Source organism: Pseudoalteromonas porphyrae, from assembly GCF_001298125.1.
Taxonomy (GTDB): Bacteria; Pseudomonadota; Gammaproteobacteria; order Enterobacterales; family Alteromonadaceae; genus Pseudoalteromonas; species Pseudoalteromonas neustonica.
On sequence record NZ_LHPH01000008.1, the window covers coordinates 115,953 to 133,019 of the forward strand.

General features: G+C 38.0%; 15 protein-coding genes and 2 pseudogenes. 15 read left to right on the plus strand and 2 right to left on the minus strand.

Features of this window, described 5'->3' with window-relative positions:
• The first annotated feature begins 38 nt into the window (after nt 1–38).
• The gene (locus ADS77_RS22700; protein ID WP_054454035.1) at nt 39–290 is read left to right on the plus strand and encodes a hypothetical protein; all 252 of its coding nucleotides are present in this window, start codon (nt 39–41) and stop codon (nt 288–290) included.
• A gap of 350 nt (nt 291–640) precedes the next feature.
• Here the strand turns inward: ADS77_RS22700 and ADS77_RS09265 are convergent.
• Nucleotides 641–781 (minus strand): annotated as a pseudogene (locus tag ADS77_RS09265) (transposase); the annotation flags it as partial.
• 101 nt (nt 782–882) lie between these two features.
• Here ADS77_RS09265 and ADS77_RS09270 point away from each other — a divergent pair.
• The 7 genes and pseudogenes from ADS77_RS09270 to ADS77_RS09295 all read left to right on the plus strand — a co-directional run bounded on the left by ADS77_RS09270 (nt 883) and on the right by ADS77_RS09295 (nt 5,741).
• A complete protein-coding gene (locus ADS77_RS09270; protein WP_152960602.1) occupies nt 883–1,527 on the plus strand; it encodes a hypothetical protein in 645 nt (214 codons plus the stop codon).
• A gap of 13 nt (nt 1,528–1,540) precedes the next feature.
• The gene (locus ADS77_RS09275; protein ID WP_054454038.1) at nt 1,541–2,497 is read left to right on the plus strand and encodes a hypothetical protein; all 957 of its coding nucleotides are present in this window, start codon (nt 1,541–1,543) and stop codon (nt 2,495–2,497) included.
• A gap of 256 nt (nt 2,498–2,753) precedes the next feature.
• The gene (locus ADS77_RS09280; RefSeq protein WP_054454040.1) at nt 2,754–2,936 is read left to right on the plus strand and encodes a hypothetical protein; all 183 of its coding nucleotides are present in this window, start codon (nt 2,754–2,756) and stop codon (nt 2,934–2,936) included.
• A gap of 391 nt (nt 2,937–3,327) precedes the next feature.
• The gene (locus ADS77_RS09285) at nt 3,328–3,591 is read left to right on the plus strand and encodes a hypothetical protein (protein ID WP_054204979.1); all 264 of its coding nucleotides are present in this window, start codon (nt 3,328–3,330) and stop codon (nt 3,589–3,591) included.
• 2 nt (nt 3,592–3,593) lie between these two features.
• Nucleotides 3,594–4,223: an NADAR family protein gene (locus ADS77_RS09290; RefSeq protein ID WP_082355647.1), complete on the plus strand. Its 630-nt coding sequence runs from the start codon at nt 3,594–3,596 to the stop codon at nt 4,221–4,223.
• 492 nt (nt 4,224–4,715) lie between these two features.
• Nucleotides 4,716–4,916: pseudogene (locus tag ADS77_RS22705) on the plus strand (hypothetical protein); the annotation flags it as partial.
• A 318-nt stretch (nt 4,917–5,234) separates the two neighbouring features.
• Complete coding sequence (locus ADS77_RS09295; protein WP_054454042.1) at nt 5,235–5,741, plus strand: hypothetical protein; 507 nt, start codon at nt 5,235–5,237, stop codon at nt 5,739–5,741.
• A gap of 292 nt (nt 5,742–6,033) precedes the next feature.
• Here the strand turns inward: ADS77_RS09295 and ADS77_RS09300 are convergent, their stop codons facing one another.
• Entirely contained in the window at nt 6,034–6,651 is a 618-nt protein-coding gene (locus tag ADS77_RS09300) for a hypothetical protein (RefSeq protein ID WP_054454043.1), read from the minus strand.
• Nucleotides 6,652–7,073: 422 nt separating this feature from the next.
• On the opposite strand from ADS77_RS09300, the gene ADS77_RS09305 reads away from it, so the two are divergent.
• The 7 genes from ADS77_RS09305 to ADS77_RS09335 all read left to right on the plus strand — a co-directional run bounded on the left by ADS77_RS09305 (nt 7,074) and on the right by ADS77_RS09335 (nt 16,803).
• Nucleotides 7,074–7,337: a CBU_0592 family membrane protein gene (locus ADS77_RS09305; RefSeq protein ID WP_054204975.1), complete on the plus strand. Its 264-nt coding sequence runs from the start codon at nt 7,074–7,076 to the stop codon at nt 7,335–7,337.
• A 118-nt stretch (nt 7,338–7,455) separates the two neighbouring features.
• A complete protein-coding gene (locus ADS77_RS09310) occupies nt 7,456–9,432 on the plus strand; it encodes a TonB-dependent receptor (protein ID WP_054454045.1) in 1,977 nt (658 codons plus the stop codon).
• A 36-nt stretch (nt 9,433–9,468) separates the two neighbouring features.
• A complete protein-coding gene (locus ADS77_RS09315) occupies nt 9,469–11,205 on the plus strand; it encodes an ATP-binding protein (protein WP_054454047.1) in 1,737 nt (578 codons plus the stop codon).
• Nucleotides 11,202–12,569 (plus strand): sigma-54-dependent transcriptional regulator, encoded by a 1,368-nt coding sequence (locus ADS77_RS09320; RefSeq protein WP_054204972.1) that lies wholly within the window; start codon nt 11,202–11,204, stop codon nt 12,567–12,569. Before ADS77_RS09315 ends, ADS77_RS09320 begins: the two co-directional genes overlap by 4 nt.
• Nucleotides 12,570–12,754: 185 nt before the next feature.
• Nucleotides 12,755–13,717: a porin gene (locus ADS77_RS09325; RefSeq protein ID WP_082355648.1), complete on the plus strand. Its 963-nt coding sequence runs from the start codon at nt 12,755–12,757 to the stop codon at nt 13,715–13,717.
• Nucleotides 13,718–13,728: 11 nt separating this feature from the next.
• A complete protein-coding gene (locus ADS77_RS09330; RefSeq protein WP_054454049.1) occupies nt 13,729–15,204 on the plus strand; it encodes an SLC13 family permease in 1,476 nt (491 codons plus the stop codon).
• A gap of 228 nt (nt 15,205–15,432) precedes the next feature.
• On the plus strand, nt 15,433–16,803 hold the full coding sequence (locus ADS77_RS09335; RefSeq protein ID WP_054205065.1) for a coniferyl aldehyde dehydrogenase: 1,371 nt from the start codon (nt 15,433–15,435) through the stop codon (nt 16,801–16,803).
• Nucleotides 16,804–17,067: the final 264 nt, after the last annotated feature.

The window sequence follows — 17,067 nt, forward strand, 5'->3', positions numbered from 1 at the left end:
TAAAGTACACGCACTATTTTATGTAAAGTAATTCCTAAATGGCTAAACCGAATAAAAAAGGCCCAACAAAAACAGTCGATATTTATTGTGCTAATTGCAAAACACCCCTCTTTAAATATCGCAAAGGAGGGAAGGGAGCATTAATTAAATGCTTTATTGAACGTATAATCCAAGATCACACCACCAAACCCTGTGTGTGCCCCCAGTGTGACAAATCCTTCGCAAGAGAAACCATGGTCCGCGGCGCGCCCGCGTATAAAATGATTGGTGGCAAAGTCACATTTAAATAACAGTAAGTACTTGCTTGTCTGTTTCAGTTAATGGGAGAGTACTAATTGATTTTCATAGTGAACTCTAGCCATTATTCACTAAGCTTTCCGCATTCAATAGCCGTTAATAAGCACCTAACTCCAACAGATATTCAGTGCCAATAATCACATTTAGCCAAATAAGTGATTACACATTAATTTGGGCAAATAAACACGGTGACTTGGGTTGATGCTGCGTATCACGAAGCACACTCACAAGTGTTGGCTCAATGGTGCCCTCCCTAAAAATATTTATTCCCAGCTGATTTCATGCGATACATTTGTTGTTTTGCTGCCAATAAATAATTAGGATGGGTGTCATCTTAGTTCCATTGCTTAACCCAACGACGAAGAGCTGTTTCACCGACTTCTAGTGAGTGAGCAGCTTCTGGGAGTGAGTATCCTTCATCAAGGACTAATTTTGCTGAATCAAGTTTAAACTCTTGAGAAAAAGAGCGACGTTGTTTTGTCATAGAACACCTCTGTTTGAGTGGTAATAATACCACCTAAATTTGTGTCCGGTTTCATTGAATCACAACATGGCTTTTTTTCTGCTGGTTTTACTAAGTTCGCAATGGGAAATGCTGGATTTGATTATAGAAATCAGTCAGCAGAAGCAGTAGCAGGGAGAGTTACAATCGCTGCTGTTATAGGAGGGACATCTTCTGTTATTTCCGGCGGTAAGTTTGCAAATGGCGCTACTACAGCTGCAATGGCCCAATTGTTAAATGCTGAAGCAGAGCATTTTAGACGAGGAAAGCTTGCGCACAAACTCCTTCAAGAACACTTAAAAAGGCGAGAGCCAGGACAATGGGATGACGAGGTACTAGTGAATAGCAAGTTAAATCCAAGTGGCAAAGGACGATTGGACTTTAAACACTTAAGTACAAATGGTGCTTTCGAACTAAAACCTAACAACCTAGCGGGCGTTAGCTCAGGTATTGCTCAGTTAGAGGATTATTTGTCTTCAAACTCTGGATTAACACCAGGTATTAATGAACTAGTAATGGGTGGTATTACACATATAACTCTATTTGGGACATCTGGGTTGAATCAGTATAAGTTCACGTACTATGATGCTGGTTATCAGCCTGGTCTCATTGTATATGACCACTCTTTTCATCGGAATTGGGTTCTTGACTTTTTACCTGCTACCAGACTCTTTAAGATTAGGCGGCCACAACCAAGTAACTCTCCGACTTTAAGTCCATCTTATTAAAATTGGTTTATTTATGACAAAAGAATTTTCAAACAGTATAAAACTCAAAGTGCTTGAGCAATTTGTTGAGCTATGTGGGCGAAGCGAGAGTTTCGAAAAGTTATTGAATAATAAGGGGTTTTTCGTATTTGGGCTGCTTCAGGAGTATGAAGGAGCTTTCGCTGATGTGGATTCACACTATAAATTTATGCAGGAATTAGGTAAGGAAACCGTAGGATCCTATGATGGGGGAATCGCTTCTTTCGTAGGCGAAAGTAGTACAGGTTATCAGTCGCCGTACTTACGCAAGTTGGCAATAGAGCGGAATGAACGAAATGGTATGGATGCAAATGACTTTCGAAAAACAAACCCTTCTCCTTGGTTATTGGAGTTGGACAAATCCCGCAGTGAAAGGTTGAGAAATCAACTAACTAATCCAACTAGGTTTTACCGGTCTAAAGGTGAATTCGATGAAAAATTTACTGCGGAGAAGAAAAAGGAGTTGAGCAATGTAGTGAAAAAAGACTATAGCTCCTATATTCATTTTTCTTATGGAGAAAAGTTTGAAACCTTAGTTAATGTGTTGGCAGATTGCCTTGCTTCATTGGGAATGTCTTACGAAAAGAAGTTTTCATCAAAGAAATATCCGATTTACAGTAAAAGGATTAATGAAGATATTTACTTATGCTGTGGAATCAAGAATTATGATGACTTGTTGATTCAGCCCGAATCTGGAGCTGTAGAGCTAATATTTCACCTAAGAACTAAAGATTACAAAAGCTCTAAGATTGAATTAAGTCCTCATGTTGAATTGAGGGGGGCTAGTAAATTTTTGGTTATTCGAACTGGTGCTATAATTCCCTATTTCCTTCCTTCTTATTCTACTTTTTCGTCAATTGAAGAATATGAATTAAATATTCTAGCTCAAATCAGCTTATTTCAAGCGTCATATAACGAATGTGAGGATAAGTTATTGGAGATAATTCAGTGAAATGAGTGACTGGGGTCAGGTTTTTCTTTTTCATTTTTATTATTTTAATCTTTCTTAAATGATTTTTAAATTTGGTATTTATTTTATTGAGAGTATTAATGATGTTGAAACAAACTAGTATTATTTTTAAATCGTTGCTTTTTTTTACAACTTTGTTTTCTTCATATTTATATGCAGCAGAAAGTAGAAAGTAAATAGGGTCTTTCTTTTTGCTTTTTGGTTATGAGGCTTATTTTTAATAAGGATATTAAATAAAATGTTATTAAGAGTTTTTATACTTATTTTTTTATTTTCTGCTAATGCAATTGCAGCTATTGGCAAAGACCATGTTAGTGGAAAAATCACGAATATTACTAGTATTAGCGCAGGGTTACTTGTGCGTATTAATGCTAACGAAGTGCCTGAGCATTGCACTAGCGGCCGAGTATGGATGGCCTGATGCACATCAATACCTTCCCTGAAAATTGGTTAAAACTCACCACACTTTACCGCGTATTTCATGGCGCAGTAGGTAGAGTGTCATCACACACACGTTACTGCGAAAATTTAAACAGGAAACGGCGAGCGAACATCAGCAACTGCGAAAAGTTACTCATAGGTTGGATCTTAAGAAACTTGAAGTTGAACTCTGTTAATGATCAAACATACCTTAGTTCTTAATATTGAATAAACTAGACAGCCACTTTAATTGAGCAAATAAAACTGCGCTACTAAGTTTACTCTTTTGGGCTAAAAACTTATCTCTTCTTGAATTCAAGTATCAAACTTTAGGATGGGTGTCATCTTAAGATACAGTTACGGCTGAAGAGCACGTAGGGAAAGGCTCAAAAGTGGCATCTGGTAGCCCGTGGATAAGTACTACTACCCAAGAAATGGTTGTTGATGGTTATAAGACTTCACCAGGTATTGTTTGGATTGATCTTTCAAAAGTTCCTAATGAAATAGTTTCATACCATACAATCGGAAAAGTTTGGGCTAGTGACTTGAGTTTTTATGAAAAGCTTGCGTACCATAGATCTGTCTGGGCGCGGGAGGTTTTGATTAAAGGTCATATTCCTCAAGAAGCTATGACGCTAATACATGATGGTAAATAATAATGATTCGATTTTATAAAGTTAGTGAGAAATACGGTGAATTTTCAAACTTTTCACCGTACGAGGTTGTTGTTTTAGGAATGGTCTGGAAAACATCAGAACATTACTTTCAGGCTCGAAAGTTTCAAGATTCAAGCCTCGTAATCAAAGTTATGGATGCTCCAACTCCAATGGAAGCTGCAAATATTGGTAGAGACAGGAGTTATCCAATCAGAGAAGATTGGGATACAATTAAGCTGGAAGTGATGAAAGAAGTGATTCTTGCAAAATTTACTCAAAATGAGAATTTGAAAGAACTCCTTCTTTCAACAGGCAGTGAAAAAATTGTAGAAGCTTCACCATATGATTATTTTTGGGGGGAAGGAGCTGATGGAAGTGGTAAGAATTACCTAGGTAGGATACTGATGGAGGCTAGGGAGGATATTCGAAAAACTTCATGTGTTGATGTGATTGCCCCTTGGACCTTTAATTCAGACGCTGAACCATATGACTTTTTTTGGTCTCAAGGAGAAGCCGAGGATGTCGCTGTTAATTGGTACAAATATGTTAAATCTTTATCAAATGAAGAGCTGGAACAGTATTTCGCAGAATCAAAAATTCCCGAAAATTGGCGACAGTGGGCAATGAACTAAGTGAATTGGGTCCGGTCTTTCATCTTGCCTTTTTATGGAGGTTTCAAGGGACACCCGCGGGTACCACTCTCATAGATGTTCGAGGTTGCTTCTTTACTTGTTCATATGTCACCCATGGAGTATTTGGAGGAGCGGAAGGTGAGTGAAAACGTCAAGATCTTAATCGTCATTAAGTAACTGGGGTCAAATATTGACTTCAGACATCAAGAAATAAAGTAAATGGGAGCAGCTCTTTCTTTTTGGAAATAAATAGAGTCAGCTCTTTTTTTGTCTTTAGGTGATGAGATTTATTTTTAATAAGGATATTAAATTCAATGTTCTTAAAGGTTTTATATTCTAATTCAATACAGAATAATACAGAATAAACTAGACAGCCACTTTAATTGAGCAAATAAAACTGCGCTACTAAGTTTACTCTTTTGGGCTAAAAACTTATCTCTTCTTGAATTCAAGTATCAAACTTTAGGATGGGTGTCATCTTAAGATATTTTTTTACCTTTACTAGAAAGAGTAAATATCTCCCCAGAAAACTGGTTAAAACTGACCACGCAATTTTCGCGCGTATGTCATGGCGCAGTAGGTAGAGTGTCATCGCACACACGTTACTGCGAAAATTTAAACAGAAAACGGCGAACGAACATCAGCAATTGCGAAAAGTTACTAGCGTTGTGTTCACACACTTTTAAATCTTAAAATTGCTCTTCAAGAGAAAAGCGTATGTGCCTGTAATGTGGGAGCCTAAACTTTTGAATTTAGCCAAATTCAGAACTTAAGTTTTGAAACTGTGTTTAAATCGTGATTATGTCGAAAATGTTTACTTACTAATGATGTCAAGCGGTGTGTTTGTTGTTTTTTTTCAATAAATAATTAAGATGGGTGTCAACTTAAGTTTTAAGTTAATAGTGAAGGAAGAACATTATGGAAAATGAATGGGGGAGCATTTAACAGCCCAGAAAAACATAATCAAAGTACTTTATGCATCAACATAACAATAATTGAAGGAGGTGGTTCATGCAATTGGTAACGAATAAACTAAATTTGACGATCTTTATAGGGTTACTCCTTTTCTCCAAACCAGGAGAAACTAACAGTTTGGTCAATGAATCGGAAATACAAGAGGATGTACCGCATGTGCCTTTTATGAAATTAGTTGTTTTCCCTGAAATGTATGACAAAAAAAAAATAAAAATAACGGGTTTACTTTTACGTAGTCATAGAGAAAATCCAGTTTTTTTAAAGTATGGTGAAGATGCAGCTCGCTCAGGCCGAGCAGAAGAAACTATTCTTCTCTTCAATTTACCCAAAGAAATAACACTCAATGATATAGATGGAGTATATTATACAGTTAAAGGCATCTTTGATAGTGGTTGCATAAAAGATAAACCACCAAACACTCGTTGGAGGATTGAATACTTAGGTTGTATTCATAAGGTGGACCAGTTAAAGGCCTCAACTAATGGAGATTATAAATACCAGCGTGAGCTGCCTTTATTTCCAATTCCACCACCTAAGAAATAACAGGGGTCACCCATTATAAATTCCCGGTTAAGCAGATAGCTGTTTTTTCTTGATCTTTTTATTAAAAAACAAAGTGTTGTTATTTTTAAACTCACTTTAAATATGACTTCGCATCTAGTTATGACGTCGATTGGTGTGAATATACTCCATGGCTTTAATAAAAAAATAATATTAATTTGGGCGGTTTAATTAAGTATTATTGATGCTTAATACTTTGCTTTATGAAAATAGTTTTTAATCGAAATCCTTTATATAATAAATATTTGCAATTGAGAATATAAAACCATCCACTTTATAAAAACCAGTTTTTAAAGGTCTCAAAGACGCTTTTATCTGGCGTCTCTAGGTTTTTAAAAAGTGCCTGTACGGCATTATTACGGACTTTACAGATTCCTGAACGCGTGCACGTTTGTGCGGCAACAGGCCAATTTTTAATGCAAATAGCTTGATAAAAATCAGGGTAAGCGTGTTTTATTGGTTGTTCGGTTAAATCGTACGCCACATCGAGCACTGCCAATTGCACTTTTGCAGGCAGTTGTGCAAAATTTAATTCAGCATGTTGTTCTTTAAATTCAATGGTAAGTTGCTTGATTTTATTTTTTAACAAGATGATTGATTCATTATGGGATAAATAACATTCGCCGAAGGGCTCGTAAAAATTCACGGCATAGCCCTTTGGTAAACGAATTATACGTGCAAACTCGGTGGCCTTATCGATATTGCTTACTGCTTTTTTAGTGCGTTTGTCTTTAAGGGGAAGCCTAATATAGTCAGATTTTGAGCTGATATGAAAACCCATGCCTATATAAGCTCGGCCATTTTTATCGAGATATAAGTATGAGATGTCTGGTAGATAACGGATAAAGTGTTGCTCAACACGTTCCATTTCTAAGGTTTGTTGCTTTTTCATGGATGCTCACATAAACCATAAAGTAAGTGTAATTATAGGAAAGTTAAAAAATAATTGTTAATAGATGAATTAGAATTGTGACTTCATACGTTATATTTCTTAGGTAGCGTGTATTTTAGGGTAAGGTATCAATAATCCTAATTGTGTCGGCCTTATGATTTTCATGACTTTTTCGGCGAAATAATGTGATAACAGGTGACCACCAAGGTCGCAATTTCTTATTTACTTTTTAATTATTGCTTTGGGCATATGTTGTGATTTGTCTTTGTATCTATGCATGGGCTAAAGCAGGACATTTATCCTGTGCCAATATTTTAACCCTGCTAGACTTACTCGGTTTGCTGTTTCAATGATTGAAAACAACCCTCCCCATGGATTGGGCCAGTAGTGTGGGTAATTTGAATGGATAAGGGAACACGCACGTGATTGCACTTTTATTTGATATTGTAGGTATGACTGGGACTTTTTTAGTAGTTGGTGCATTTTTTATGTTGCAACTAGGTAAAGCGGTGCCAACAGGCTTGTTGTACAATATGATGAATTTAACGGGGGCTATATTATTATTGATAAGTCTTTGTTATAACTTTAATTTAGCAAGTTTTGTGATAGAAATATTTTGGATTGCAGCATCATTAATCGGTTTATATAAATATTTAAAAGCGAAACGTAATACTGCAACAGCTTAAATCTACGAAAATTTATAGAAATAATTATCGCGCCGTCGCGCATTTGTATTAATATTGTAAATACTACATTTTTACAGTGTAGTTAATTTATTATGAAATATAGGTGTAAAGCGGCGTAATGACTTTAAAGCAATCAGCATGTATTTTTTTGTGTATTTACACAATTCCATTATCAGCAACTGAGTCAGACGATTTATTTGCACTTAGCTTTGAAGATCTACTTGAAGTTCAAGTCGATATTGCCTCAAAAACTTCCGAAACACTTACCTCAGCCCCATCAACTATTACCGTTTTTAATCGTCAAAAAATCGCTTTATTAGGCATACATAATGCTTTTGAGCTGATGAATTTTGTACCGGGTATGCAATCGACTCGTGGAGATTGGGTTGGAGCTGTGCCTAAAGATCATGCCCGTGGTGTATATTTAGATAGTGGTAATATATTGGTAATGATCAATGGCGAGCGCTTGAATGAGTCATCGTTTGGTAAAGCTTCAGTTTATATGCCCTATATTCCTGTTGAAATCATTGATAAAGTTGAATTTATCCGAGGACCTGGATCTGCATTATATGGCAGTAATGCATTTTTGGGTGTGATGAATATTGTTACTAAAACGCATCACAATGAAATGTCTATCGCTATAGGTAATGCGGGGCAAGTAGGTGCTACTTCGTCGCTTAATCATCAATTTAATGCCAATACCCATGTTTATGCAAATATGGCTTACTACCATAAAGAAGGCGAGCGTTATGAGCAAGGTGTTAAAGACCCTCTTGAGTCTGCCTATCTTGAGGTAGGTATAAACATCGATAAGTTGTCACTAAGTGGACGTTATAATTTTACTGAATTAAATAAGTTTCTTAATTTAGGTGGCTATTCTAACGATAATCAACACCGTAGCGAAAATCACTTTCTATCTTTAGGGTATGATTGGCTAGATTCTGATTCGAGCTCTGTATCTTCAAAGGTGTCGTATACTCATCACGAAATTCAAAGTGCAGGGTTAATAGCATCAGCCAACGCGTTACTTAATGCTAATCATGATTTTTTTATTGGCCCTGATTGGCACACAACTGATTTGAAAATAAATATAGACGCAAGCCATACATTTTATAACGGCTGGTCATTGAATTCAGGTGTTGAATATAGCCATGCAGAGCAGCTTAAAGCTGATGTGCGTACAAATTATTTTGATTCAAGCCGTGGTGAAATTATTGTCGAAGATCCGTTCTATCAAGGTGGAATAATAACAGTCAATGACTTTGCTCCTTTTACTGATCTCAAATCCAGCTTTGAGACAAAAAGCGTTTATGGGCAGCTTAAAATTCCTTATTCAGAACAACTAACCTTGTTTGTAGGTACTAGGTATGATGATGTTAAAGATTTAGACAGTAAATTATCACCGCGTATATCGGTTATTTATCAACCGGCATTAGCGCATACTTTAAAGTTGCAATACGGCGAGTCATTTCGTACTCCTGTGACTAATGAGCTATATTCGAATGATGACGTTACTATGGGTAATCCAAACTTACAGTCTGAGTATGTTAAAACGACAGAGTTAGTATGGCGTTATAAACATCGGGATTGGCATTTAAACTCAGTACTGTTTTATAACCAGTTACATGATTTTATTAATATAGTGCCGCATACAATTCACGACAACATGTTTACTTTTGAAAACCAATTAGATGACATTAACCGAGGCATAGAACTTGATAGCCGTGTGCAGATAAACAGTGATTTTTCTGTTGAAGCTACTTATACCCATTATTTTGATGTACCAATGAGACCAACATTTAAACGCTTTGCAAGTGTGATTGCGAATTACCAATATGATCAATGGATGTTAAGTTTAAATAGTGTTTGGCGTGACCAAGTTCAGGCACACACTACAGATCATATCTTTGATCAATCAGCGTATTTTCTCATTGGTGGGGCTGTAAGTTGGCAGCTTAGTGCAAAAACTCAAATCAGCTTAAAAGTGCATAATCTCTTAGATAAACACTACTATGTATATGATCCGCGAGTGAGTAATGGTGCAGTTGCTGGTGTCGGCAGTGAATACTCGTTACACTATCAAGTCAAATTTTAAGTTTTTGAGGCGCTAAGCTGCGCATTATGGTTGCTCATGTTGTACTTTTCCAGAAAGATTACGCTTGCTATTGTTGTGCTCATTATAGTGTTATTACTAAGTTTTTTATTTGGGCGTCAATATGATTTAGGCAATGCGAAGCGCCAAGCCGAAGTGCAAGTTGGGCAACTCAGTCACTACCTTGATACTGAGCTGTCTCGGTTTGCAACAATTCCTTATCTAGCCACAGACAATCAATTATTAACCACGTTTATTAGTAATGAAAATCAATCCGCACAACAGGTTAATAACTATTTAGCAGATATACAACAAGCCAGTGGCGCATCTGATGTGTATGTACTCAATCGTGAAGGAGATGTGATCGCATCAAGTAATTGGCAACTTGATTACACGTATATAGGTAATAATTTTGCGTTCAGGCCTTACTTTTATCGAGCGTTAGCGGGTGATAAAATTGCCTATTTTGCTTTGGGCTTACGTTCAAATGAGCGGGGTATATATTTTTCAGAGCCTATTTACCTTAATCAGCAAGTTATTGGTGTTGTAACACTTAAGGTAAACGTCTCTAAATTTGAGACTGATCGTCAATTACTCAATACATCGCATGCGAGTCATTTTTATTTAACACTGGATGATAAAATTATCGCTATGTCGGATAAACAATCATGGCGACTTAATACCTTTGATTCTTTATCTAATATACAGCTGCAACAGTTACAGACAAGTAGACGTTATTTGGCTCACACTCCCACAGTCATTGATTTAGCGCAAACAACAAGCCAAGGCATCACATTATTGTCTATTGGGCAGCGCCAAACACGTCGTCAGTTTGTACCAGCAAGTGCCTCAATCGATCGGATCAAAGCAGATATAACGGTGTTAGTGGATGTTTCATCGGTCAATCTTGATCAACTCCCGCGGTTATTTTGGCTGGCGGTTATTTACATCAGTACCTTGCTTATTTTTTATAGTCTAATGGCGAGGTTTGCCGGTTATAAAAAGTTACTTTATTCGCGACACAGTCTTGAGCAAGAAGTGATAGAGCGTACACATGCTTTAGAAAATGCTCAAACAGCGTTACTGCAAGCGGCTAAGCTTGCCACGATTGGCCAGCTTAGCGCGGGTATTAACCATGAAATTAATCAACCATTGAGTGCTATGAGCACATACCTTGTTAGTGCTAAACGTTTAATTGCCAAGGGGGATATAGAGCAAGCGGCAAAGAATATTGTCATCGTACAATCTTTGATAGATCGCGTGCATAAAATAGTAGGCCAATTAAAGCATTTTAGTAAGCCAGCCCAAACCCAGTTACGAGCACAAAGCTTAAATCAATTACTCCGAAATGCGATGGTTATTGCTTCCGCACAGTTAAAACACGATGATGTAACGGTTCAAGAAATCGTTATAACTGATGACATTAAAGTATGGGTTGATGAAATTAAATTTGAGCAAGTATTAGTTAATGTTATCACTAATGCAAGCCAAGCAATGCTACAAAGTCTAAAGCGTGAGTTAAGCTTTGAGGTTGAACAATTTGACGATCGCGTTAAGTTATCAATTTTAGATACGGGTCCGGGCATAGAGTTACATGCGTTAGGCACTATTTTTGAACCGTTTTATAGCACTAAATCGACAAACGGCTTGGGTTTAGGTTTATCTATTTCTAAGCAGATCATTAATTCATTTAATGGCTGTTTAAGTGCGCACAATCGTCCTACCGGCGGTGCCCAATTTATAATTACATTAACAAGTACCCAAGGAGAGCAATGAATACTTTAGCTATTGACTGCAAGCAAATCATTGTAATAGATGATGAAGCGATGATCCGTGACTCATTAAATCAACTGCTAACACTCGAAGGGTATCAGGTACAATGTTTTAGTGAACCTGTGAGTGCATTATCAAAATTAAGCCGTCGTTTTAATGGCATTGTGCTCAGTGATATTAATATGCCAAAAATGGATGGCTTGGCTTTTTTAGAGCAAGTTAAGGCATTCGATAGCGAACTGCCCGTTATATTTCTAACAGGATTTGCTGATGTGTCTGTAGCTGTTAAAGCAATGCAGTTGGGGGCTTACGATTTATTTGAAAAACCACTGACAGAGCAATTGTTAGACTGTATCGCAAGAGCAAGTGATAAACGTGCGCTGGTAATGGAAAACCGTGCATTAAAATTAGCAGTAGAAAAAACATCTGCTCCGGGTGTACGTATTTTGGGTGAAACCGTGCAGATGCAGCAAATGATGCATTTACTCAATACCGTTATTGATACGCCAGCGGATGTGATGATTGAAGGCGAAACGGGTACGGGGAAAGAGTTAGTAGCGCGATATTTACACGATCAAAGCAACCGTTCTCGCTGTAATTTTGTTGCTATAAATTGCGGTGCAGTACCAGAGCAACTTATTGAAAGCGAATTATTTGGCGCGGCCAGTGGTGCTTACACTGGCGCAACGCAAAGCCGCCAAGGAAAATTCGAGTTTGCACAAGGTGGTACTGTTTTTTTAGATGAAATTGAAAGTACGCCAACGTCACTGCAAATAAAATTACTACGCGTGCTCGAAGAGCGAAAAGTAACACCTGTTGGCAGTAATAGCGCTATTGATTTAGATGTACGTATTGTGGCAGCGACGAAGGTTGATTTATTGTCACTGGTAGATAAAGGGGAGTTTCGCGCTGATTTATACTACCGCCTTAATTTAGTAAAAGTGAGCATCCCAGCGCTGCGTGATAGAAAAGCCGATATTCCCTTGTTATTTAAACATTTTAGCTCTATTGCCGCTACGCGCTTTCATAAGCCACCTGCGCCGCTAAGTAGCGATATGCAGCAAAAGCTAATGAATTACCCATGGCCTGGAAATGTACGAGAGCTGAGAAACCAAGCTGAACGTGCTGTGCTACTTGGGGTAGAGCTTGCCTTTGCAAATACAAATAATAATAACCCAGAGCAATTATCTCAAGATTTGAGTTTAGCTGAGAAAGTCAGTTTTTATGAGCAATCATTAATAGAAGAAGCCCTTGAACGTCATCAAGGAAGCATAAAAGAGACCATGCAGACTTTGCAAATTGCGCGTAAAACCTTATACGACAAAATGAACAAATATGCACTTAATCGAGATATGTTTACTGATTAATGTGTGGAAATAGTGACAAATATGTTTTTGGAGTGTGCGGTTTTCCACACTAATAATTGATTTTAAAATTCGCTTTTTACTTTAAGTTTTTGATTATGTTTATTTATTTAAAATTTAGACTGATTGGCAGTAAACTTGCCTTTATTGTTAGGAACAACAAATGATCCTAACAATAAGGGCACATAATGATAATAATAGATAAAAAATCAATCCCTGTATTTGCAGCCACAGGGCTTGTTTTAGCTTGCTGTGGACAATCTGTAAATGCTGCGCAGTACTCTATTTATGGCAAAGCTGAAGTGCAAATTGCTAACACAGACAAAGGTACAATGCGTTATGCAAAGGAAGGGACACATATTGATGCCCCGTTTTCGCGTATTGGTGTCAAAGGTGAACATGGCTTAACAGATTCTCTTAAAGTTATATTTAAGTATGAAGTACAAGTTAAAGGTTTTGAGCATGACGATACAAGTGATCCATTTACAGCTCGTAATACTTACTTAGGCCTTGCAGGGGACTTTGGTGAGATAGTCATTGGACGTAATGACACTCGGTTTAAGTACTCTGAAGGTAAAGTTGATAACTTTAATGAAACACAAGCTGATATTGCACAGTTATTACCAGGCCAAGATCGATTAGGCGATACAATCACTTACAGCTCAAAATCATTTGCAGGTGCGCAATTATCACTGACTTATGCACCACAAGATGACAGTTCAAACAACGAAGCTGGCTTTGCAGCGACATTGATTTACGGTGATCGAGGTTTAAAAAATAAAAACTATTATGTAGCAATCAGTCATGTTGACTCATTAAATAACATAAATGCGAGCCGGCTAGTGGCTGCGTGGCAACAAAGCGATTTGCAACTTGGTGCTATTTATCAGCGAAGTGAATCTGTTGATGGTACTAAATCGGGCAATGGTTACGTTTTAAGTGCGAGTTATAAATTAGATAAATGGCAACCCAAAGTGCAATTTGCCAGTGATGACTCAACCATTCGTCATAGTACAAAGGGCACACAGTGGACCGCTGGGGTTGACTATTTATTTGATAAACAGACCACGGCTTATTTATTGTATACCGATCTGGATTTACAGCAGCAAACAGACAATAGCTTAGCCCTTGGCTTAAAGTATAAATTTTAAAGGGGTCATTTATGAGTACACAAATTATTGAGAGTAAATCTGAAAAAAGCCCGATGCTACAGATGGTGATGCTTTTATTAGGCCCTGCGGTTATGTTATTTACCTGTTTAATGGATCCGCCATCAGGCATGAGCACAGCGGCTTTTCGTACAGCAGGACTAGCATTTTGGATGGCATCGTGGTGGGTGAGTGAGGTTGTGCCAATTCCTGCTACAGCGTTATTGCCGCTGGTTTTTTCACCGCTTGCGGACATTGCCGCAATAAAAACTGTGGCAGCACCTTATGCGCACCCATTGATATTTTTATTCTTAGGGGGATTTTTAATCTCAATTGCGATGGAACGTTGGGGTCTACATAAGCGCATTGCTCTGCGTACAATGTTGTATGCTGGCTCAAAACCCAGTTTACAGATCTTGGCTATGATGCTAGTAACTGCTTTTTTATCAATGTGGATGTCTAATACCGCAACAGCAGTGATGATGTTACCAATTGCACTTTCCATTACACATTTAGTTCAAAAATCGAACCCAAATAATAATGGCTTTGGTAAAGCACTGCTTTTAGCAATTGCTTACGGCGCAAGTATCGGCGGGATTGCAACACTAATTGGTACACCACCGAACGCATTAATGGCCGCTTATTTATCTGATAGTTACCAAATTGAAATTGGCTTTGCACAATGGATGATAGTGGGCGTGCCTTTATCGTTAACTATGCTGATCATTTGTTGGGTATGGTTAACTAAATTTGCATATAAAGTAGATAAAACAGATGAGAAAAAGATAAAAGTTGATACTAAGTCACTCTTTAGTGCGCAGTTGAAAGATTTAGGTCTTATGCAACGAGCTGAAAAAGGCGTGTTATGTGTATTTGCTTTTGCGGCGATATGCTGGATATTTAGACCGTTAATTGCGGATTTTTCTGGCTTAAAAATATCTGACACAGGCATCGCAATTGCAGCTGCTTTATTGTTGTTTGTATTACCTGCAAATAAAGGCAGTAACGAGCGCATTTTAGATTGGCCAAGTGCCGCAGGCGTTCCATGGGGAGTGTTATTATTGTTCGGGGGTGGATTAACCCTTGCGGCGCAAATAAAGTCATCAGGTTTAGCTGAATACATAGCACACATGATTGAAGGCGCAAGTGCAATCCCACTTGTATTGAGCGTCTTAGCAATTGCGACATTAATTACCTTTTTAACTGAGATCACTAGTAATACAGCAACAGCCGCTGGATTCTTACCTTTACTTGGTCCTGTTGCTGAATCAGTTACAGGCACACCTTTAGTATGGGTGATCCCTGCAGCAATTGCGTGCAGTTGCGCATTTATGATGCCGGTTGCAACACCGCCAAACGCGATAGTGTTTGGCTCAGGGCAAATACAAATAGGGGATATGATTAAAGCCGGTTTTGTACTAAACCTTATTGCTATTATCTTGATCACTTTAGTGACGATGACTATTGCGGCCTCCGTCTTTAACTTTTAATAACTAAACGAGTTACCCAACTCAAGAGTGCTGTTAAAATTTTAATAGCACTCTTTTTACGTGGTAAAACATTAAGCCATATAATTCTAGTGCGAAACACGTATCTTGAGGTTGCTTGGGTATAGGTATATATTGGTTATACTTTTATCACATACTCAGAGTACGCTTTTGTCTGCTAATACCCAAATTCCTTGTATTGATGTTGTACTATCAGCCCAACTTAATGATATGCAGCAACGTTTTAACGCTACCCCTTATTTACCAATTGCCAAAAGAATCGTGTTACTTAAGCAGTTAAAACGAGTGTTAATTACCTGCGAAAATGAATTGATAGCGGCTACGTCAAAAGATTTTGGTTATCGAACTGAGTTTGATACCGTGTTGGGGGATATTTTACCTACTGTTAAAACCATCTCGCACACTATCTCGCATTTACCAAAGTGGGCGAAAGACTCCCCTCGTAAAGCTGGGCTGAGCTTAGCACCTTCAAAAATTGCAGTAAGCTATCAGGCCAAAGGAGTTGTAGGAATAATATCGCCATGGAATTACCCGATTCAACTTGCAATCGTGCCGGTGATCACTGCGATTGCTGCGGGTAATCGTGTGCTGTTAAAAGTGAGTGAATTTACCCCGCATACAAACCAAGTACTCAAACAAATTTTTACTGATGAACTTGCAGAGCATTGTGCTGTTATAGAGGGGGATGCAACTCTTAGCCAGCAATTTTCGGGGCTACCATTCGCACATTTATTTTTTACTGGATCAACAGCCGTTGGTCGTCATGTTATGACTGCGGCGAGTAAAAACCTCACGCCCGTTACGTTAGAGTTGGGTGGAAAATCGCCTGTTATCATTACCGAAAATGTTGATATTTTAAAAGCTGCGAAAGCTATTTTATTTGGTAAAATGGCCAATGCTGGGCAGATCTGTGTTGCTCCAGACTACATTTTAGTTCCTGAAAAACTTGAGGAGCAGCTGGTAAAAACTTTATGTTCTTTATATAAAAAACATTTTCCGCTAGGTGTTGAGGGCAAAAATTTAACGTCAATTATCAGTGAACAGCATTTTTCTCGATTAACTAACCTGCTCGATGATGCACAACAACGCGGTGCGCAAGTTGTTATGCCGCTTGATGATAATCAATCGGATGAGCAAAAACACCGCCTTGGTCTGCATATAGTGACACACGTTAATGATGATATGTTATTGATGCAAGAAGAGCTTTTTGGTCCAGTATTACCAATTATGAGTTATCAAAGTTTACCTCAAGCACTCGATTATGTTAATCAGCACCCACATCCACTGGCATTGTATGTTATGGGGCAAGATCAGCAGGTAAATCAGCTCGTTCAGGATTCAACACACAGTGGCACTTTTGCTGTTAATGATACACTAATGCAAGTTACTGCGGACGATGCACCTTTTGGTGGTTTGGGGCCTTCAGGAATGGGTAACTATCATGGTGTTGAAGGGTTTTTAACATTTAGCCATGCGCGAAACACATTAAAAACGGGTAGTTTCAACCCAAAGTTAAGTCTATTATTATCTCAAAATAAGGCATTAATTAAAGTGCTAAAATGGTTGTATTTACGCCCATAAAGAGCGTAAATATAACCATGACTAAGTTATTAGGCATTTAATATATCTTTTATTAAAACTTGCTAATCTAGGGCGTGTTGACCTTTGTGGATTGAAATTTGTTCAACCTAGGGGCAATTTAATCGCGGCGCGAGGTTTGTAACCTAGCGGGCTCGATAACTGCTCCTGCGTTATTCTACTAGCTCACATCCATGTGAGAATAAGTAAAAACCGAGCAACAAAGAGTCAATCGTCCCTAGAAAGAACCCTTTGGGCAGCGCATGT